Origin of the sequence: Nocardia sp. NPDC057353 (assembly GCF_042667085.1) — a bacterium.
In the GTDB taxonomy this organism is placed as follows: domain Bacteria; phylum Actinomycetota; class Actinomycetes; order Mycobacteriales; family Mycobacteriaceae; genus Nocardia.
The window spans coordinates 1-18,982 of the sequence record NZ_JBHVAK010000034.1 but is presented as its reverse complement, the minus strand read 5'-3'; the positions used below and the strand labels follow the sequence as shown (position 1 = coordinate 18,982).

The 18,982-nt window shown below is 73.8% G+C and carries 20 protein-coding genes; 13 read left to right on the top strand and 7 right to left on the bottom strand.

The features are described 5' to 3' along the window. Window positions 1-4: 4 nt before the first annotated feature. Both ACFUUZ_RS18935 and ACFUUZ_RS18930 read right to left on the bottom strand, forming a co-directional pair. On the bottom strand, window positions 5-1,393 hold the full coding sequence (locus tag ACFUUZ_RS18935; protein ID WP_378697852.1) for an MFS transporter: 1,389 nt from the start codon (window positions 1,391-1,393) through the stop codon (window positions 5-7). Between the two features lie 8 nt (window positions 1,394-1,401). Continuing rightward, window positions 1,402-2,301, bottom strand: a complete 900-nt coding sequence (locus tag ACFUUZ_RS18930) for a thioesterase family protein (protein WP_378697850.1) — start codon at window positions 2,299-2,301, stop codon at window positions 1,402-1,404. A gap of 54 nt (window positions 2,302-2,355) precedes the next feature. Here ACFUUZ_RS18930 and ACFUUZ_RS18925 point away from each other — a divergent pair, with 54 nt between their 5' ends. From ACFUUZ_RS18925 to ACFUUZ_RS18910, 4 genes are all read left to right on the top strand, one after another. After that, the gene (locus ACFUUZ_RS18925; RefSeq protein WP_378697847.1) at window positions 2,356-2,832 is read left to right on the top strand and encodes a winged helix-turn-helix transcriptional regulator; all 477 of its coding nucleotides are present in this window, start codon (window positions 2,356-2,358) and stop codon (window positions 2,830-2,832) included. Between the two features lie 157 nt (window positions 2,833-2,989). Next, on the top strand, window positions 2,990-4,072 hold the full coding sequence (locus ACFUUZ_RS18920) for an AMP-binding protein (RefSeq protein ID WP_378697844.1): 1,083 nt from the start codon (window positions 2,990-2,992) through the stop codon (window positions 4,070-4,072). Continuing rightward, window positions 4,072-5,445, top strand: a complete 1,374-nt coding sequence (locus ACFUUZ_RS18915; protein ID WP_378697842.1) for an aldehyde dehydrogenase family protein — start codon at window positions 4,072-4,074, stop codon at window positions 5,443-5,445. Before ACFUUZ_RS18920 ends, ACFUUZ_RS18915 begins: the two co-directional genes overlap by 1 nt. Window positions 5,446-5,510: 65 nt before the next feature. After that, window positions 5,511-6,020, top strand: coding sequence for a thioesterase family protein (locus ACFUUZ_RS18910; RefSeq protein WP_378697840.1), 510 nt, complete (start codon window positions 5,511-5,513; stop codon window positions 6,018-6,020). On the opposite strand, the gene ACFUUZ_RS18905 is transcribed toward ACFUUZ_RS18910, so the two are convergent. Together ACFUUZ_RS18905 and ACFUUZ_RS18900 are read right to left on the bottom strand one after the other, a co-directional pair. Next, entirely contained in the window at window positions 6,008-7,588 is a 1,581-nt protein-coding gene (locus ACFUUZ_RS18905; RefSeq protein ID WP_378697838.1) for a regulator, read from the bottom strand. The genes ACFUUZ_RS18910 and ACFUUZ_RS18905 overlap by 13 nt on opposite strands. Window positions 7,589-7,601: 13 nt before the next feature. Beyond that, window positions 7,602-8,291, bottom strand: a complete 690-nt coding sequence (locus ACFUUZ_RS18900; RefSeq protein WP_378697836.1) for a cysteine hydrolase family protein — start codon at window positions 8,289-8,291, stop codon at window positions 7,602-7,604. A gap of 136 nt (window positions 8,292-8,427) precedes the next feature. Here ACFUUZ_RS18900 and ACFUUZ_RS18895 point away from each other — a divergent pair, with 136 nt between their 5' ends. Genes ACFUUZ_RS18895 through ACFUUZ_RS18875 form a run of 5 tightly spaced genes read left to right on the top strand, consistent with a single transcriptional unit; the run spans window position 8,428 to window position 13,625 of the window. Then, window positions 8,428-8,898: a PaaI family thioesterase gene (locus ACFUUZ_RS18895; protein ID WP_378697834.1), complete on the top strand. Its 471-nt coding sequence runs from the start codon at window positions 8,428-8,430 to the stop codon at window positions 8,896-8,898. A gap of 59 nt (window positions 8,899-8,957) precedes the next feature. Further along, window positions 8,958-9,749, top strand: coding sequence for a hypothetical protein (locus tag ACFUUZ_RS18890; protein WP_378697832.1), 792 nt, complete (start codon window positions 8,958-8,960; stop codon window positions 9,747-9,749). Beyond that, window positions 9,746-10,837 carry a hypothetical protein gene (locus ACFUUZ_RS18885; protein WP_378697830.1) on the top strand — a complete coding sequence of 364 codons (1,092 nt, stop codon included), beginning with the start codon at window positions 9,746-9,748 and terminating at the stop codon, window positions 10,835-10,837. Before ACFUUZ_RS18890 ends, ACFUUZ_RS18885 begins: the two co-directional genes overlap by 4 nt. Beyond that, complete coding sequence (locus tag ACFUUZ_RS18880) at window positions 10,834-12,315, top strand: hypothetical protein (protein WP_378697828.1); 1,482 nt, start codon at window positions 10,834-10,836, stop codon at window positions 12,313-12,315. The genes ACFUUZ_RS18885 and ACFUUZ_RS18880 overlap by 4 nt, the downstream gene beginning before the upstream one ends. Further along, window positions 12,312-13,625, top strand: coding sequence for an AAA domain-containing protein (locus tag ACFUUZ_RS18875; protein WP_378697826.1), 1,314 nt, complete (start codon window positions 12,312-12,314; stop codon window positions 13,623-13,625). Before ACFUUZ_RS18880 ends, ACFUUZ_RS18875 begins: the two co-directional genes overlap by 4 nt. Window positions 13,626-13,713: 88 nt before the next feature. On the opposite strand, the gene ACFUUZ_RS18870 is transcribed toward ACFUUZ_RS18875, so the two are convergent. After that, window positions 13,714-15,297 (bottom strand): FAD-dependent monooxygenase, encoded by a 1,584-nt coding sequence (locus ACFUUZ_RS18870; RefSeq protein ID WP_378697824.1) that lies wholly within the window; start codon window positions 15,295-15,297, stop codon window positions 13,714-13,716. Between the two features lie 72 nt (window positions 15,298-15,369). On the opposite strand from ACFUUZ_RS18870, the gene ACFUUZ_RS18865 reads away from it, so the two are divergent. From ACFUUZ_RS18865 to ACFUUZ_RS18855, 3 genes are all read left to right on the top strand, one after another. Further along, window positions 15,370-16,008 carry a class I SAM-dependent methyltransferase gene (locus ACFUUZ_RS18865; RefSeq protein WP_378697822.1) on the top strand — a complete coding sequence of 213 codons (639 nt, stop codon included), beginning with the start codon at window positions 15,370-15,372 and terminating at the stop codon, window positions 16,006-16,008. Window positions 16,009-16,078: 70 nt separating this feature from the next. Then, window positions 16,079-16,534: a hypothetical protein gene (locus ACFUUZ_RS18860; protein WP_378697820.1), complete on the top strand. Its 456-nt coding sequence runs from the start codon at window positions 16,079-16,081 to the stop codon at window positions 16,532-16,534. 77 nt (window positions 16,535-16,611) lie between these two features. Further along, entirely contained in the window at window positions 16,612-17,283 is a 672-nt protein-coding gene (locus ACFUUZ_RS18855; RefSeq protein WP_378697818.1) for a hypothetical protein, read from the top strand. Here the strand turns inward: ACFUUZ_RS18855 and ACFUUZ_RS18850 are convergent. Together ACFUUZ_RS18850 and ACFUUZ_RS18845 are read right to left on the bottom strand one after the other, a co-directional pair. Continuing rightward, window positions 17,239-17,703 carry a polyketide cyclase gene (locus ACFUUZ_RS18850; protein ID WP_378697816.1) on the bottom strand — a complete coding sequence of 155 codons (465 nt, stop codon included), beginning with the start codon at window positions 17,701-17,703 and terminating at the stop codon, window positions 17,239-17,241. The genes ACFUUZ_RS18855 and ACFUUZ_RS18850 overlap by 45 nt on opposite strands. A gap of 4 nt (window positions 17,704-17,707) precedes the next feature. Then, complete coding sequence (locus ACFUUZ_RS18845; protein ID WP_378697814.1) at window positions 17,708-18,421, bottom strand: TVP38/TMEM64 family protein; 714 nt, start codon at window positions 18,419-18,421, stop codon at window positions 17,708-17,710. A gap of 139 nt (window positions 18,422-18,560) precedes the next feature. Here ACFUUZ_RS18845 and ACFUUZ_RS18840 point away from each other — a divergent pair, with 139 nt between their 5' ends. Next, the gene (locus ACFUUZ_RS18840) at window positions 18,561-18,947 is read left to right on the top strand and encodes a VOC family protein (protein WP_378697812.1); all 387 of its coding nucleotides are present in this window, start codon (window positions 18,561-18,563) and stop codon (window positions 18,945-18,947) included. Window positions 18,948-18,982 lie beyond the last annotated feature (35 nt).

The window sequence follows — 18,982 nt, the reverse complement described above, 5'->3', positions numbered from 1 at the left end:
ACCCTCAGCTCTTTCGCGGCCCCCGCACCGCGAGCCCGAAGAGCCCGGCCAGCACCGCGAACCCGGCGATCACGAGCCAGGCGCGGTGGAAGGCGTCGAGCGCCCGCTCCGGCCCCTCGGGGGCGCCGAGCAGCGCGACCAGCACCGCGACGCCGATCGCGAGCCCGACCTGCCTGGCGGTGCTGAGCACCGCGGAGCCGGTGGCGAAGCGCTCCGGCGGCAGCCCGCCGGTGCCGACCGCGAACGACGTCGGCAGCACCAGCCCCACCCCGATGCCGGTGACGAGCATGCCGCCGAGCAGCCCGCCGAGGTAGTCCGGCTGCAGCGTCACCGCCTGCGACCACCAGAGCGTGCCCGCGCCGAACACCGCGCCGCCCGCCACGAGCACCGGGCCCGCGCCGACCGCGGCGATCAACCGCCCGGCCAGGATCGCCACGACCGGCACCAGCAGCGGCCCCGGCGCGATGGCGAGCCCGGTGCGCAGCGCGGACCAGCCCCACACGGTCTGCGCCCACAGCACCACCGAGAGCAGCATGCCGCCGAAGGCGATGTTGAAGAACACGGCATTGCCGGCCATGAGCGCGAAGTTCGGGGCGCGCAGCAGCGCCGGGGCCACGATCGGGCTGTGGTGCCGCGCGGAGGAGACCGCGAAGCCGACCCCGCCGAGGATCGCGAGCGCGAAGGCGCCGAGCACACCCGGCGAGCCCCAGCCCCACTCCGGGCCCTGGACCAGGCCGAGTACCAGCCCGGCCACCGCCGCCGCGGCGAGCAGCGCGCCGCGCAAGTCGGGCAGGCGGCCGCCGTCGCCGGGCACGTCAGGCAGCACGCGCAGCCCGGCCGCCAGCGCCACCAACCCGATCGGGACGTTCACCAGGAACACCCAGCGCCAGTCGGCCTGCACCAGCAGGCCGCCGAGCACCGGGCCGAGCGCGGCGCCGAGCCCGCCGAAGGCCACCCAGAGCCGCACCGCCGCCTGCCGCCGCTCCGGCGGGCTCGCCGCCAGCACCAGCCCGAGCGAGGCCGGGGTGAGCACCGCGGCCCCGACGGCCTGCAGGACGCGGAAGGCGACCAGCGACTCGACGTTCCACGCGGTCGCGCAGAGCGCCGAGCCGAGCACGAAGAGCCCGAGCCCGAGCAGGAAGGTGCCGCGGATGCCGCTCCGGTCCCCCAGCCGCCCGGCGGGCACCAGCAGCGCGGCGAAGACGATGGCGTAGGCGTTCAGCACCCAGGAGAGCTCCGCGATCGGCACGCCGCCGAAGTCGGCGGCGATGTCGGAGAGCGCGACATTGACGATGAACAGGTCGAGGCTGGAGAGCAGCACGCCCGCGTTCACCACCACGAGGACGGCGCGCAGGTCGGCGGCGGCGCGCGGCGCCGCGGTCACGGAGGCCACGGCGCGCCTCACCCCAGCACCCGGCGGGTCTGCCGCGCGGTGCCGAGCAGGCGGCCGTCCCGGTCCCTGAGCTCGGTGTCGTCCACCGACCAGCCGCCGCCGGTGGAGGCGTTCACGGTCCGGACCAGGACAGGTTGCGGCGGCGCGGTGTCGGCGTGCAGGTGCAGCGAGAAGGCGACGGTCGGCGCTTCGACCGGGGCGCGCAGCACCGGGAAGACGGCGGGCGGCAGCGCGTCGGCGAGGATCGCCAGCGCCGCGGCATCGATCGGCAGCGCCGCGGCATCGATCGGCGACCCGGCGCCGCTCGGCGCGTCGAGGTCGGCCGTCGCGACGGCAGCGCTCCCGTCGGTCGGGGCACCGCCCGCCCCGACCCGCGGGCGGAGCGTTACCCAGGCGCAGAGCTCGCGGTGCTCGACGCCCGTCAGCGGCAGCACGTCGGTCGCCGGGCGGATCTCGAAGTGCGCGCCGGCGGGGACGATCTCGGGCGGCAGCCGGAACTCCGCGCACTCCTCCGGGGCAGGCACCGCCTGCCCCGGAGCACCGGCGTGCGCGGGCACCGCGCTCGGCATCGCGCGCCCCAGCGTCACCGCGGCCGCCGCGACCGCGACCCCGCCCTGCTCGGCCCGGACGTCCACCACGGCGGTATTGCGCCCGACCGCGGTCACCGCGGCCACGAACTCCAGCGAACCGAGCGCCGGGCGGCCGAGGAACCGCAGGTCGACCGCGCGCACCGGCAGCGGCTCAGCGGCGGCGCGCACGGCCACCTCGACCAGCAGCGCCGCCACCACGCCGCCGTGCGGGCCGCTCCACCCCCGCCAGGTCTCGTCCACCCTGGCGGTGTGGCGGCCGTCCCCGGTCGCGGTCAGATCGAAGACCCCGGCAATCCCGGCGTCAGTGAGTTGCGTCATGCAACGCACCTTAGGGCGCGTGAGTTCTTTCACGCAACCGACTACCATGAACCCATGCGCAGAACGAGCTTCGCCGAGATGAACTGCTCCCTGGCCCAGTGCCTGGAGGTGGTCGGCGAGTGGTGGACGTTGCTGATCGTGCGCGACGCCCTGCTCGGCGTGACCCGCTTCGACGACTTCAGGAGCAGGCTCGGAATCGCCCGCAACGTGCTCGCCCAGCGGCTGGAGCACCTGGTCGAGCACGGCATCCTGACCCGCGAGCCGTACCAGGAGAACCCGGTCAGGTACGACTACCGGCTCACCGCCAAGGGCCGCTCGCTCTGGCTGGTGATCACCGCCATGCGGCAGTGGGGCGACGAGTGGGCCGCCGCCGACGGCCCACCGATCCAGTTGCAGCACACGACCTGCGGCCACCGCATGACGGTCGAGCCGGTCTGCTCGGAGTGCGGCGAGCCGGTGCACCGCGGCGAGCTGCGCGCGCTGCTCGGCCCCGGCGCCAGGGACGCGTCGCTGCTGCCCACCCCGCGGTAGCGGCCGGGTTGCCCGGACCCGGACGTACCAGACATCACCGCCGCGGCCGGGACGGCCCGGAATTCCGTGATCGCGTCATCGAAGTCATGCGGCGGGCGTTTCTCCCGGGGTGACCGGTCCGCCACAGTGTGCGTGAGTTCCACGCCCTGGAGGACGCATGTGTTCTGCCATTCTCGATCTCGGCGCCGCGCCGGACGATCCCGACACCTACATCCGGGAATTGATGCGCTGGCATTTCGACCCCGCTACCGGTAGCCCGTACTGGCTGCGCCGGGCGCGCACCCTCGATTTCGACCCGCGGACCGATATCCGCACCTTCGACGACCTCGCCCGCTTCCCGAACGTCGTCGACGAATTCCGGGACATCGCGGTGTCGGAGCTGATTCCGCGCGGCCTCACCGGCGCCGATCGCGAGATCGCCGGGGTCTTCGAGAGCGGCGGCACCACCGGGCTGCCGAAGCGGTTCGTCATGTTCGAGCCCTGGATGGAATTCGCGCTCGGCTGGGACGAATTCCACTACGCCGACCTCGGCACCGTGAACACGCTGGCCATCGCGCCGAGCGGCCCGCACATGTTCGGCGAGTTCGCGACCAGGCGGGCGCGCAGGCACGACGGCGTGAAATTCACCATCGACCTGGATCCGCGCTGGATCAAACAGCTGCTGGCCAGGGGCGCCACCGAGGAGGCGGAGCGCTACGCCGAGCACCTGATCGATCAGGTCGGGCACCTGCTCACCACGCAGTCGGTCGGCATCCTGATCACCACCCCGCCGCTGCTGGAGCGGGTGGCCCGGCGGCCCGAGCTGGTCGCGGCGATCCGAGACCAGGTCCGGTTCATCTGCTGGAGCGGGGCGCACATGGACGCCGACACCCGCGATATCTTCCGGACCGAGATCTTCCCGGACATCCCGCTCAAGGGGCTGTACGGCAGCACCACCATTCTCGGCATGTCCAGGGAGCGCGGCGAGGACCACCCGGACGGGCTGCCGGTATTCGACGCCCCGAGCCCGTATATCGCCTTCCGGGTGGTGGATCCGGCCACCGGCCGCGATGTGGAATTCGGCGAGCGCGGGCAGGTGGTGATGAACCACCTCACCAAGTACGCCCTGCTGCCGAACAATCTGGAGCGCGATACGGCAGTGAAACTCCCGCCGCTGCCCGGCGCGCTCGGTTGCGCCGTCGCGGATGTGGGGCCGGTCAGGACCTTCGGCGATCGCGCCGTGATCGAAGGGGTGTACTGATGGAGGTCCGGATCGACGCGCTCGGCCCGGCCGGGGCCTACCGCTCCCGCGAGCGCCTCCCGCTGACCGCGCTCTCCGGCGCGGCGGTCGGCGAGATCAGCCAGGTGCCACCGCTCTACGTGCGCCGCACGCTGACCACCATGCGCGCCGCCACCGTGCTCCCGGTGCCGGAGCGGCTGGCCGCGCTGGAGCGGGCCGCCGAGCTCTTCCTGCACGGCACGGTGGCCGGGCTGGACCCGCACGAGTACGCCCGACTGGTCTCCACCGTCTCCGGGGTGCCGCTCGCGGTGGTGCGGCAGTCGGTGCAGTGGGTGGCCGACGTGCTGCGTGCCCAGCGCGAGACCCGCACGCTGGCCATGCCGCTGGGCGCGGTGGACGAGTGGAGTGCCGAGCGCACGCTGGCCGGGTCGGCGGTCTGGACCCGGCGCGGCGACCTGTTCGCGGTGCACGCCGCGGGCAACACCCCGGCGGTGCACGGCCTCTGGCCGGAGGCGCTCGCGCTCGGCTACAAGGTGGCGGTGCGGCCGTCGACCCGCGAACCCTTCACCCCGTTCCGGCTGATCACGGCGCTGCGCGCTGCCGGCTTCCCGCCGGACACGGTGACGCTGCTGCCGACCGACTACGCGGCGGCGGACGTGATCATCGCGGAGTCCGACTACGCCATCGTCTACGGCGGGCAGGACGTGGTGGACAAGTACGGCCGCGACCCGCGGGTACTCACCCAGGGGCCGGGGCGCTCCAAGATCCTGATCACCGCGGAGCTGGACTGGCGGCCGCGGATCGAGCTGCTGGCGGCCTCGGTGAGCCACCTCGGCGGCACCGCGTGCACCTGCGCGACCGCCGTGCTGGTCGAGGGCGATCCGGAGCCGGTCGCGGCGGCGCTGGCCGAGGCGCTGGCCGCCATCCCGAGCCTGCCCGCGGACCACCCGGACGCCATCCTCACCGTGCAGCCCGTCGAGTCCGCCCGCGCGATCGACCGGTACCTGCACGAGGTCGCCGGGGACGCCGTGCCGCTGCTCGGCGGCGACACCATCGTGGACGAGCTCCCCTCCGGCGGCGCCGTGCTGCGCCCGGCGGTGCACCTGGTGCCGGACGGCACCGACCCGCGGCTCGGCGTCGAGCTCGGTTTCCCGTGCGTGTGGGTCGGGCGGTGGCGGCCGGAGGACGGCATCGGGCCGCTGCGGAACTCCCTGGTGCTCACCGCCGTGACCACCCGCCGCGACCTGATCGACCGGCTGCTCGACGAGCCGACCGTCACCAACCTGTACCTGGGCGACAACCCGACCACCTGGCTCCGCCCCGGCGTCCCGCACGACGGCTACCTGGCGGAACACCTGATGCGGAGCAAGGGCATGATCCGCACTCCGCTGTGACCGCGCGGTCGTGACCGGCCACCCCGGTGCGCGGCCGCGCGCACCGGTGCCGCAGGATCGAAAACATGGCTATCGACCTCCCCACCGTGGCGCAGATCCGCGAGATCCCGGCCACGCTCACCGCGGACGTGACCGAGCGCGAGATCGACGCCAACGGGCACATGAACGTCGTCTACTACCTGCGGCACAACATCGTGGCCGCGGACGCGCTGCTGCGCACCATCGGGCTGGACGACAACTACCGCGCCGAGCGCAGGCTCGGGCTCTTCACCACCGAGCACCACCTGCGCTACCACAGCGAGCTGCGGCTGGGCGATTCGCTGGCGGTGCACTCCCGGGTGCTGGAGCGCAGCGCCAAGGCGGTGCACATGATGGCCTTCCTGGTGGACGAGCGCAGGGACCGGCTCGCCAACACCCTGGAGATCCTGCTGGTGCACGTGGACCTGGAGCAGCGCCGCTCGGCCCCCATCCCGGACGACCTGGCCGCCGCGCTGGACGACCTGATCGCCGCCTCCGGCAAGCTGGAGTGGGAGGCCCCGGTCACCGGGGTGATGGGGATCCGTCAGCCCTCCTGAGCCACCGCCTCCGGTTCCTTCGCGGCGGGTTTCGGCAGCAGCGCGTACGCGAGGCAGACCACCGCGAAGAACAGGTAGCCGAGCGCGACCTGCGGTGCGGCCGCCCACGCCACCTCGGGGGCGTGGATCAGCCCGATCCAGCTGAGCAGCGCGCCCACCGCGGCCGCGATCGCGGCGGCGTGGAACCGCTTGTCCAGCACGAAGGTCACCAGCGCGCCGAGGACCAGCCCGGCCAGCACCGCGCCCTCGCCGAGCACCTGCAGCCCGTGGTAGACGACGCCCGCCTGGCCCAGCGCCTCCTCCCCCACCTTCTGGGCGCTGGTCCCGGCGGCGCTCAGCGCGTTGTCGATCAGCCCGACCGCCCACTCGGCCAGGTTCGGCAGCAGCGCCGCGACCACCGCGACGGCGTGCAGCCGCGGCACCGCCTGGAAGGCCTGGGCGCCGATGAGCAGCCCGATGTAGAGCAGGATCGGCACGATCGCCGGGATCGGCAGGATCGTGGCGAGCACCCCGAAGAGCCCGAGCAGGCACATCAACCCGATGGCGGCGCCCGCGGCGAGCGAGTAGCCGGTGCGGCCGCCCGCGTCCTTCCAGCCGGGGTGGCCGATGTAGACGGCGGGCGGGAACGGCGAGCCGAACCCCGCGCCGAGCACCGCGCCGAAGCCGTCGGCGAGCAGCACGCTGCGCAGGTTGTAGTTGTCGCCCGCGGCGGCGGCGCTCTCCACGTTACTCATGGCCTCGGTGAAGTTGTAGACGCCGAGCGGGATGGCGGTGGCGAGCAGCGGGGCCAGGTTGCCGAGGCCGTCGACGAGCAGGTCGAGCCGCAGGTCGGGGAGGCCGAGCGCGATATCGCCGACGGCCGCGGCGACGTCCGGCGCGGACATGTACCCGCCGATCCAGCCGATGGCGGTGCCGACCAGCAGCGCGACCAGCCCGACCGGGACATTGCCCGGCAGCTTCACGTCGGTGAAGAAGCCGATCAGGATGATGGCGAGCACCGGGAGCCCGATCCAGGCCGCCTCCCACATCTGCGCGGCGGGGCGCATGGCGATGAAGGTGATCGAGATGCCCGCCAGGGTGCCGAGCATGGCCGCGCGCGGGGTGATCTTCCGGATGAACGGCCCGACGAAGGCGCCGATCATCACGATCACGCCGATCATGAAGGCCCACGCCAACCCCGCCGACCAGGCCCGCACGGCGTCGCCGGTCTGCAGGTAGATCGGCAGCATGACGACGAAGACCACGATGAACATGTGCGGCACGCTCGGCCCGTACGGCAGCGCGGTCACGGTGTCGCGCTGCTCGCGCCGGGCCAGCCTGCGGGCCAGCACCATGTAGTAGAGGTTGCCGAGCACCAGCGCGACGCCGAGCGCGGGCAGCACGGTGCCGAGCACGTCGCCGCTCGGGATGTTCACCACCGCGATGGCGAGCGTGGTGAGCGTGAGGACGTTGACCAGGATGTTGAAGGCCAGCCCGAAGAAGGCGTTGGTGTCGCCCCTGGTCCACCACGGGAGCTTCAGCGGCGGTGCGGGTTCGGCCTGCTCGGCCGGTTTCGTGTCGATCGTCATCGGGGAGTCCTGTTCACCGGGCGGGGCTTGCGGCGGGGGCCAGCGCGTCCAGCACGGCGGCCGATTCGGCGACCCAGCCGAAGATGCCGCCCTGGGCGGCGATCATGGCCAGCCCGACCCGCTGGAATTCGGGGAAGTACGAGCCGACGCAGTCGGCGACGACCAGGCACTCGTAGCCGCGGTCGTTCGCCTCGCGCACGGTGGTGTGCACGCAGACCTCGGTGGTCACGCCGGTGACCAGCAGCGAGGAGATGCCGCGGCGCTCCAGCTCGGCGGCGAGGCCGGTGGCGTAGAAGGCGCCCTTGCCGGGTTTGTCGATCACAGCCTCGCCGTCGAGCGGCGCCAGCTCGTCCACGATGTCGTGGCCGTACTCGCCGCGGATCAGGATGCGGCCGAAGGCGCCCGGGTCGCCGATGCGCTGGGACGGGGTGCCGCGGCGGAGTTTCGCGGGCGGGCAGTCGGAGAGGTCGGGCAGGTGCCCCTCCCTGGTGTGGATCACCGGGATCCCCGCGGCCCGCGCCGCGGCGATGAGCCGGGCCAGCGGCGGGATCACGCCGCGCAATTGCTGCACGTCGTTGCCGAGGCTCGCGCCGAAGCCGCCGGGTAGCAGGAAGTCCCGCTGCATGTCGATCACCAGCAGCGCGGTGGCGCCCGGGTCGAAGGTGAACTGATCCGGCTGCGCCGGCACGTGACGGGGTGTCATGGCGGTGTCCTTCCGCGCCGAGCATCGGCACCCGTCGATTGTGAAAAGGGTGTGTAACTCGGGCGGTGCCCGTATGTATCCGCTGTGTTAGATGATAGGAAAACTGGAACAGGTTTCACTTTCGAAGGAGGACGGCGTGGATATCGCGACCCTGGGCGACATGGTGATGACCGGGTTCCGGAAGCTGGGCTTCATCCGGTACACCGGGATCGATGGCGTGGAGTTCGCCGAGGGGCGCAATGCCGTCGCCATGACGCCGGGCCCCGAGCACCTCAACCACCTCGGCGACGTGCACGCGGCGGTGCTGTTCGGGCTGGCGGAGACGGCCGCCATGGGCGCGGCGGTCTCCGGGATCGCGGCGCACATGGGCGCGTCCTTCGTGGTCGCCAGGGACGGCCGGATCGAGTACCTGGCCAGGGCGAAGGGCGCGGCCGGGCGGTACCTGGCGACCGCCGAGCTGCCCGGCGACACCCTGGAGACGCTGCGCGCCGAGGTCGCGGCCCGCAGGCCGGTGGAGTTCAGCGTCCCGGTGCGGATCACCGGTGGCGACGAAACCCTCGTCGCCACGGCGAGTTTCACCGCCGTCATCCGACCCAGGCGAGACTGACACGGCGAATACTGGAAGATACTGGACTTCACTGGAAGTTCTGATTACAGTCCCGCAGTGTGCCGGACAATGCCGAGCAACTCGAGGATCGCATCGCCGAACTGCGTGCCGCGGTTCGGGGCGCGGTCGCGGCGGGTGATCGTGCCACGGCCCGGCAACTGCGCGCGGAGCTGCGCCGCGCGGAGCACGACTGGGACGATGCCGTGCTCGGGCTGCAGCCGGGCGCGGAGCCGGTCCGCGAGGTCGTCCCCGCGGTCCCGGTGCGCGAGCACGTGCACCGGGCGCTCACCCTGCTCGGCGCGCCCGCCGCGCCGAAACTGGTGCTCGCGGTGCACGATGCCTTCTTCTCCGGCGACCTGGTGGCCGCCCGGCTGACCAGCCTGCGCCGGGACGAGGAGCGCTCCTTCCGGGCCGCGCCGCTGGCCCGGCCGTACTACATCTGCTCGGCGCTGGGCGCCGACCTGCTCGCCCCCGCGCGCGGCCTGCTCGCGGTGAGCACCTGGCCCACCGAGCGGCGCGTGGTCGGGCCGCTCAGCCCGCGCGTCGACCTGCTGACCGCGACCATCCGGCTCGCCGAGCACCTCGCCGCGCTGCCCGACCCCGGCCCGGACGCCAGGCGCGTGGTCTGGAAGCTGGCCGTCTCGGTCCCCGGGGTACGCGGCACCCCGGACACCATCGACCTCGAGCGGGTCGTCGAGTCCGCGGGCCGGGAACTGGCCGTGCACCGCGCCGACGACGCCGCCCACCGGTTGCGCGCCGCCGAGCGGGCGAGCGCGCAACTCGACGACACGGCACAGCTGTTCGGCGTCCGCCTTGCTGTGACCGGCACGCGACGAAAGGAGGCCGGGTGACCACTCCGCTCCCGGCACGCTTGGACCGGCTCCGCGGCACGGCGACCGCGTGCAGGCACAATGCCCGCACCATCGCGGCGCTCACCGCGAACCCCGGCTGCGCGCGGCGCGCCCTGCTCGACGCCGCCGCGGTGGACAAGACCGTGATCGCCAGGGAACTCGGGTTCCCGCCCCGCTTCGGCCAGTCCCAGTTCGCCATCACCAGGGGCAATGCCTTCGAGGCGATGGTGAAGGCGAACGGCTGCGCCGAGCTGCTCGCGCTGCTCCGCACCGAGCTGGACCTCAGCGTCCCCGAGGTCGAGTACTACGACCTCGCCTCGGTCGGCGACAACACCGCGAACGCGGTGCGCTACCGGCGCACGAAGCAGCTCTTCGACCACGCCGTCGTCACCGGCGAGGGCACGCTCTTCGACCACCCGCTGCTCCGCCTCGACATCGCCGGGGCCACCGCGTACCTGGAGCCCGACGTGGTCGCGCTGCGGCTCGGCGGGCAGTTCCACGTGGTGGAGATCAAGTCCTTCCCGGTGGTGGACGGCCAGGCCGACCCGGCGCAGGTGGCCGCGGCGGCCAGGCAGTCCGCGGTGTACGTGATCGCGCTGCGCGAGCTCATCGCCGACCTCGGCGAGGACCCGGACGCGCTGGTCTCGCACAACGGCATCCTGGTGTGCACCAACGACTTCAGCAACCGCCCTACCGCCGCCCTGGTCGACCTGCGCAAGCAGATCGCGGTGGTCGGCCGCCAGCTCTCCCGGCTGACCTCGATCGAGCAGCTGCTGGACGAGCTGCCCGACGGCGTCAGCTTCGAGCCGGGGCCGGAGCTGGCCCGCACCGTCGCCGGGATCGACGCCCGCTACACCCCGGAGTGCATGGCGAGCTGCGAGCTCGCCTTCGCCTGCCGCGCCGAGGCCAGGCGGGAGGGGACGGTCGACGTGCTCGGCCGCGGCGTCTGCGACGACCTCGGCGGGCTGGAGGACATGACCACCGTGCTCGGTTTCGCCGACGGCTCGGTCGAGCCCCCTGCCGAATTCGACGACATCGCCCGGCTGCTCCGGCAGGCGCGGCGGATGCGGCTGGAGATCGCCGGGTGAGCGTGCTGACCGCGCTGGCCAGGCTGGAGGCGGTGCGCGCCGGGCGCGCGCAGCCGATCGCCGGGGTCTGCCACGTACACCTGGCCCGGCGGCCGCTGGTGCTGGTGCCGCTGAAACTGGCGGGCGAGGCGGCGGCCCCGCTGGCGCTGCTGGCGGGCACCGCGGCCGACGAGCCGCGGCTGCTCGTGGTGCCGCAGCCGCGCGACCGGGTGCTGCGGCTGCGCTTCGTCGCGCAGCTCGCCGAGATCGTGCTGCCCTACGTCACCGAGCACACCGTCGAGGTCGAGGAGAAGACCACCAGGGCGGGCGAGACCTACACCCGCTGCCTGGACGCCCCGCAGCTCTGGACCCCGAACACCGGCGGTATCGACTTCCTGCGGCTGCTCGGGCGCTCGGTCCGTTTCCACAGCACCGAGGGCGAGAACCCGGTGCCGCCCGAAGTGCCGCTGCTCGGCCGCTGGCTCACCTGGTTCTGCGACCGCGCCGAGCACCCCGGCTCGGCGGTGCTGCTGCCGATGACCTCGGTGCTCGCCGCGCACTGGGCCAGCGGCCAGTCCGCGCTGGAGGACGCCAACCTGGCCGCGCTGCTCGGCTGGATCGCGCCGCCGCCCGGCCGCACCGGCGCCGAGGCCGCCGCCCGCGCCGAGGACCCCCTCGCGGTGCCGCCCGCGGGCCCGGCCACCGACCCCGGCTTCGACAACGAGGAGCTGGCCCCGCTGATCACCGGCTACGACGAGGCGCCGGAGGGCCCGGCCAAGGTCACCGCGGAGCAGCGGCTGCGCCGCGCCCTGCTGCGCCAGCTGGAGCCGACCTGGCAGCTGCTCTGGCAGGGGCTGAACCTGCTGCGCGCGCTGCCGCAGGGCGCGCACGTGCCCGGTCGCTGGAACGACGACGTCGGCGCCTTCAGCTACTTCCTCGGCACCGTCCCGGAGGGGGTGCCGCAGCCGCGCCGCGACTCCGCGGTCTCCGCGGTGCGCAGGCTCCTCGACCGGGAGCGCGCGCTGGAGCGGTACGAGGCCGAGCGCGCCTTCGACGACCCCCGGCTCATGCTGGAGCACCGGCTGGCGGGCGCCGCCTTCCACGGCACCGTGGTCGAGGCGGACCCCACGCGGGTCACCGTGCCGGAGGGCAAGAGCAAGAAGGTGCTGCGGCCGAGCCTGCGGGTGCGGACCAGCGACCCCTTCGTCGCGGTGCCCGGCGAGAAGCTGTGCAATATCGGCTACCCCAAGCAGTCCGGCGAGGTGCTCGAGGTCGACGGCGACACCGTGCTGCTCGAGCTCTCCGGCGGGATGGGCCGCAAGCTGCTCCCGGAGCCGGGCACGGTGCCCGGGATCGGGGCCGCGGTCGGCTTCGCCCGCTTCTCCCCCGCGGGCTCGTCCCGCCCCACCTCGCTGCCGAGCCGGGAGGAGACGCCGTGGACGCACGGCGGCCCGCCGCCGGAGTGGCTGCCCACCGCGGACACCTTCGAGGAGCTGTGACCGAGAACCTCTCCGCCGCCGCGGAATCCGCCGTCACCGGCATCCTCGCCGACCTCGCGGGCGGCACGAACCGGGCCGTCGTCGTGGACTCGCCGCCCGGCGCGGGCAAGTCCACCCTGGTCGTGCGCGCGGCCAGGCAGCTGGCCGAGTCCGGGCGCCCGCACATGATCGTGGCGCAGACCAACGAGCAGGTCGACGACCTCATCGAGCGGCTCGCCACCGCCGACCCGGAGCTGGCCATCGGGCGGGTGTCGAGCCAGAGCTACACCGAGTCGGCGCGCGTCCAGCACCCGAACGTGGTCTCCCGGCAGAAGATCGCCGACCTGGAGGATCGCACCGTGCTGATCGGCACCGCGGCCAAGTGGGCCACCATCGACGACGGCCGCTGGGAGCACGCCATCATCGACGAGGCGTACCAGATGCGCTCGGACATGCTGCTGCGCATCGCGAACCGCTTCGAGCGCGGGCTCTTCGTCGGCGACCCCGGCCAGCTCGACCCCTTCGCCACCGTCGACACCGGGCGCTGGGCCGGGCTCGGCTGGGACCCGACCACCAGCGCGGTCGCCGTCATGCTCACCAACAACCCGGAGATCCGGCCGCACACGCTGCCGGTCTCCTGGCGGCTCTCCGCCGCCGCCGCGCCGGTGGTGTCGGCGGCCTTCTACCCGTTCACCCCGTTCCGGGCCGGGACCGGCAGCGGCGACCGGCACCTGGAGTTCGCGGCGCGCGGGCTGCGCACCCCGGTCGACCTGGTGCTCGACGAGGCCGCCGAACACGGCTGGGGCTGGTACGAGCTGCCCCGGCGGCACACGCTGCGCACCGACAGCGAGGCGGTGCGCGCGGTCGCCGACATCACCCGGCGGGTGCTGGAGCGGGCCGCCACCGCGCACTCCGAGCAGGGGGTGCGGCCGGTCACCGCGGAGCGGGTGGCGATCGGGACCGCGCACCGCGACCAGGCCGAGGCGGTGCGCAACGCGCTGCGCGGCGGGGTCGCCGAAGGCGTCACCGTCGACACCGCGAACCGGTTGCAGGGACGGGAGTACGACATCACCGTGGTGCTGCACCCGCTCTCCGGCAGGCGCGACGCGGGCGCCTTCCACCTGGAGGCCGGGCGGCTCTGCGTGCTCGCCTCCCGGCACCGGCACGCCTGCGTCATGGTGGGGCGGGCCGGGATTCCCGAGCTGCTCGACTCGCACCCGTCCGCCGAGCCGGTGCACCTCGGGGTGCCGGTCAAGTTCCCGGACGGGTGGGAGGCGAATCACGCGGTGCTGAGCCACCTCTCGAAGCACCGGGTTCCGGCGAACGGGTAGCGCCGGCACGCGCGGGGGCAGCACACCGAGCGGGCGCTCTTCGCGCGGGACGGCGCAGGCGCGACCGATCGGCCCGGCGAGACCGCTCTCAGGCCTCGGCGGGGGCCGCGAAGGTGGCGGCGAGTGCCCGCGGAACTCCTCCCGGCTCGCCCGCGTACGCGAGGTACCCGTCCGGGCGGACCAGGTAGGCGGCGGTCTCGGCGGCGTAGGTGCGCGCGAAATCGCCCGCGCTGTCCCGGATCACCGGCAGCACCGTCTCGACCGGGGTCTCCGGGCCCGCCAGCAGGTACACGTCGAGCTGTCCGTGCGCCACCCGCCTGGCATCGTCCACCACCCGCTCGAGCGCGGTGAACCAATCCGGCCCCGGCTCCTCTCCGGTGTAGACCAGGAGCGTGTGATCGGCTCCGGCGAGCAGCGAGAACAACCGGATCGGGAACTGCACGAGTTCGCGGGTGAGCCCGGCCGCGTCCGGCGCGCGCCGCCCGGCCGCCACGCCCCCGAGCGTCGAGAGCAGCACGATCGGGCTGTCCCGGTAATCGAGCAGCAGCTGCGCCTCCCTGCGCAGCATCTGCTCCGGGTCGGCGGCTTCGATCCCTTCGCGGGCGTGCCGCACCGTGCGGCCCACCACCTCCTCGCCCACCGGCCTGCGCTCGGCGTCGTAGCTCGCCAGCAGCTCGGGCCCGGCTGCCCCGGCGACGGCGAGCGCCAGCTTCCAGCCCAGGTTGTGCGCGTCCTGGATGCCGGTGTTCATCCCCTGGGCCCCGGTCGGCGGGTGGATGTGCGCGGCGTCGCCCGCCACGAAGACCCGGCCGGTGCCGTAGCTGTCCACGATCCGGTGGCTGATCCGGAACACCGAGGACCAGCGCAGGTTCCGCGCGGCAGCGGGTTCGGGGGCGAGCCGGTCCAGCACCGCCTGGATGTGGTGCAGCTCGGGCGCCCGGTCGCCCTCCATGCCGTGCGCCACGCCCTCCGTGGCCGGGACGGCGAGCTCCTCCGGCGCCAGCATGGAGACCCGGTACCGGCGGTGCCCCGGCAGCGGGATGCAGACCAGCACGTCCGCCCTGCGGGTGGACCGCACGCCGTACCCGGACGGAACGGTCCAGTCCAGCTCCACGTCGCCGAGCATGTACTGCTCGGCGAAGGCCGCGCCCTCGAAGCTCAGCCCGAGCCCCTTGCGGACCGCGCTGTGCGCACCGTCCGCCCCGACCAGGTACCCGACGCGCACCGTCTCCTCGCCGCCCGGCCCGCGCAGCACCGCGGTGACGCCGCTGCCGTCCTGTTCGAACGAGGCCAGCGCGGTCCGGTACTCCACCCGCACCCCGCACCGCAGCAACCGCTCGCCGAGGATTCGCTCGGTCTCGTACTGCGGCAGCGCCGCGAAGCCGTACGGAATGTCCGGCGGCGGCTCCAGATCGAGCCGCGCCACCTCCGCCCCGTCGGCATACACCAGCTGCCCCCGCATCCGCACCGCCGCGTCCAGCACCTCGCGCAGCACCCCCATCCCCTCGAACACCTCCAGCGTGCGCGGCTGCACCCCCACCGCCTTCGCGAACCGCGGCCGCTCACTCAACTGCTCCACCACCCGGCACCGCACCCCGCGCCGCGCCGACTCCACCGCCGCCGCCAACCCCACCGGCCCCGCACCGACGACGAGCACCTCCGCATCCGCCATCCGCCGAGTCTAGGTTTCCACACCCACCCAGCAGCACACTTTCAGCAAACTGGCATCAATTAGGGTGGCGCCGTGCCGGCCTGGCTGAACCGCGTCAACCGCGCCCACCCGTGGAGCCACAACGACCACTACCTCGGCTGGGTGGTGCGCCGAGTCCGCGCCTCGGGCGCCCGCGATGTCCTCGACATCGGCTGCGGCACCGGCAATCTCGTCGCCCGGCTGCGCGGGCACTGCACCGTGACCGGGCTGGAGCGCGATCCCGCGACCGCGGCCGTCGCCACCGAACGCTTCCGCGGCGACCCCGCCGTGCGCATCCTGCCCGTCGACTTCGCCGACCGCGACCCGGATGCCCGCTGGGACGCCATCACCCTGGTCGCCGTACTGCACCACCTCCCGCTCGACGCCACCCTGCGCGCCCTGCGCGGCACCCTCGCTCCCGGCGGGAGGCTCGTCGTGGTCGGCTGCCACCGCGACGCCACCGCCGCCGACGCGCTCACCCGGCTGCCCGCGGTCCTGCTCAACCCGGTCATCGGCCTGCTGAGGCACCCCGCCCGCGCCACCGAGCCGCCCCCGCACATGCGGGCCCCGGTGGCCGAGCCGACGCAGACACTGGCCGAGATCCGGGCCGTGGCCGCCAGGGAGTTGCCGGGCGCGCGGATTCGGCGCAGGCTCTTCTGGCGCTACACCCTGGTCTACGACCACCGCGTTTGAGGACGCGGTCGAGGGCTAAGCCTGCGGACACGGGCGGCACACGCCGGAACCCGATACGGAGGTCTCCCCCATGCCAGGAAAGAGGAAGGCGCAGGCGCTGCTCGCGCCCGCCGCCGGAGTGACCGCCCTGGTGGCGTGCACCGTCGCACTGCTGCCGCTGACGGTGCAGGCCGCCGAGCCGCCCTGCGGGCTGAACGGCGCCGACTACCAGGGCGTCACCTACCGGGTGGCCTCCGCGGCCGAGCCGACCGGCGAACTCGTCCTCGACCCGGAGACCGCCGCGCTGCGCACCGAAACCGGCGCCCTCCAGGGCAGCTGGACCACCGTCGCCGCGGGCGACGCGGGCTTCGGCCTGCGGCTGCGGCTCGACACCGACCAGCACGGCAACCCCGCCGCCTCGGCGCTGGACCTGCGGGTCACCGGCTGCCGCGCGGACGGCCGGGTGACCGCGCTCGCGGGCGACCACACGCTGCCGGACGGCACGGTCCGGCCGGTCAGCGCCGAGGCCGCCGAAAGCCGGTCGTGAATCGCGGACCGCACCGGGTACCCCTGGGCTGATCGCGCCGGTACCGAACCGGCGAACGAGCGAAAGAGGCGAACGGCGTGCTGGAGAAGTTCCTGGACAGGGGTGTCGTCGCGGTGCTGGACCGGGCGGCGGAGGTGCAGGCGCCGCTGGTGGCCCGCTACGCCGAGTTCGTGCGGGACAGGCACCCGGACGAGACGCCGGACGAGCTGGTCCGCAGGCTGGAGAAGCACTACCTGGTCACCGTCACCGCCAGCGGCGTCGCGGCCGGGCTGAGCGCGGCGGTGCCCGGGGTGGGCACGCTGATCGGGCTGGCCGCGGCGGGCGCCGACACGGTGCTCTTCCTGGAGGCGTCGACGGTGTTCGTGGTCGGCGCCAAGGAGGTGTCGGAGCGCTCCACCGGCACCGTGCGCGGCCCGCTGGTCTCGGCGGTCATCCTGGGCGGCGCAGGCGCCAAGGCGCTGAACGCCGCGGGCCGCTCGGCCAAGCAGTGGGACACCGCGCTGGCCAATCGGCTGCCGGTGATCTCGAAGATGTCCGACGGCCCGGTCAAGAAGTTCGTGGTGCAGTTCCTGGTGAAGCGCGGCGCGCTGGCCTTCGGCAAGGCGATCCCGGCCGGGATCGGCGCGGTGATCGGCGGCGCGGGCAACAACATGCTGGCCCGCGAGGTCATCCGCAACCTGCACACCGCGCAGCGGAACCCGGAGCTAGTGCTCGACCGTGCGCGCGAGAATGCCGAGGGTCGCGCGTAGCGCCGACTCCGGGATCACCGGGAAGAGGTCGTGCCTGCGGTACCGCTCGGCGATCTTGCTCCAGTCGTAGTACGAGGTGACCAGCGTGCCGATCTCGCTCGGCTCGAGGAAGTAGCCGTAGCGGTGCTCGATCGGCGGCTGGATCTGCCCGGAGATGGTCCACTCCAGGTGCGCGTCCGGCTCGAACTCGGTGATGATCACCGTGACGTCGTACTTGCCCATCGGGTAGTCGTTGAGCGATTCCCGGTCCATGTGCACCACGAACCGGTCGCCCACCGCGCGCACGGCCTCGCCCTCCGCGGACTGCAGCATCCCGGAGCTGTCGATGGCCACGTGCCCGGCCGGCGAGCAGAGCAGGGCGAAGATCTGCGCGGGCGGCGCCGCGATCTGCCGCCGCACCTCGAATCGTTCCTCGGTCATACCGTCAGCTTGACACGGGCGGCTCGGCGACCGGGTCCGGTACCGGCCGATCGCGCCACATCCGGTACCCCCGGTGCGCCGCGTAGGCGCCGAGCCCGGCGGTGACGCACCAGACCCCGATCGCGGTGTAGGCGAGCGGCGCCGAGAACTCGCCGATCGAGGCGCCGAGCGCGGTGTAGACGAAGGCGCGCGGCGCCGAGCCGATGAACGACCCGGCCACCATCTGCCAGAGCGGGACGCCGAAGGCGCCGAACACGTACGAGGCCATGGCGTCGGAGATGCCGGGCACGAAGCGCTGCCCCACCACCGCCCACAGCCCGCCGCGGGCGATCTGCGCGTCGATCCGGTCCGACCGCTCGGCGCCGATCAGCCCGCGCGCGCTCGACCGCCCCGCCCGCCTGCCGAGCAGGCCGGCGATCGCGGCGGTGCCGACCGCGGAGCAGAGCGTGACGACGGTGCCGAGCAGCGGCCCGAACAGCAACCCGCTCATGGCGGCGAGCAGCGTCCCCGGCACGAAGACCGCGGCGAGCAGCGCCGACACCGGCACGAAGACCAGCGGCGCGAGCGGCCCCGCGGCCCGGATCAGCTCGCGCACCTCCTCGATGTCGATCACCCGCCGCACCGCGACCAGGTAGAAGAGCACCGCGAGGACGAGCACGACCACGCCGAGCCTGGCGGCGGCGCGACGACGGCTCGGGGCCGGAAGGTGCTCGGTCATGATGGTGCCAATCCTGCCGCATCCCGGTGCCGCCGACGACCCGGGCGGTCCGCACGCAGACGCGGCCCGCCCCGGTCGCGCCGGTAACCGCCCCGCGCGGGTCCCCCGGTGCCCGCCGCGCGCCGGTTACCGTGGGCAGATGCTCGATCACCTCGCCCTGCAGTGCGTCGACCCGGATCGAGCGGCCGCGTTCTACACCCGGGTCTTCGCCGCGCTCGGGGTCCGCGAGGCCATGCGCGTCGACCGCCCGGAGGGCGCCGTCATCGGGCTCGGCGGCGCGGACGGCTTCCCGCACCTCTGGCTCGGCCCGCGCGTGGACGCGGGCCACCGCCCGGTGCACCTCGCGCTCACCGCGGGCTCCCGCGACGCCGTGCACCGCGTGCACGAAGCGGCCGTGGCCGACGGCGCCGAGATCCTGCACGAACCCCGGCTCTGGCCGGAGTACCACCCCGGCTACTACGCGGTCTTCCTCCGCGACCCCGACGGCAACAATGTCGAGGCGGTGCACCACCACTTCGGTGGCTGAACGCGACAGCGCCCCCGTCCCGGGCGGGACGGGGG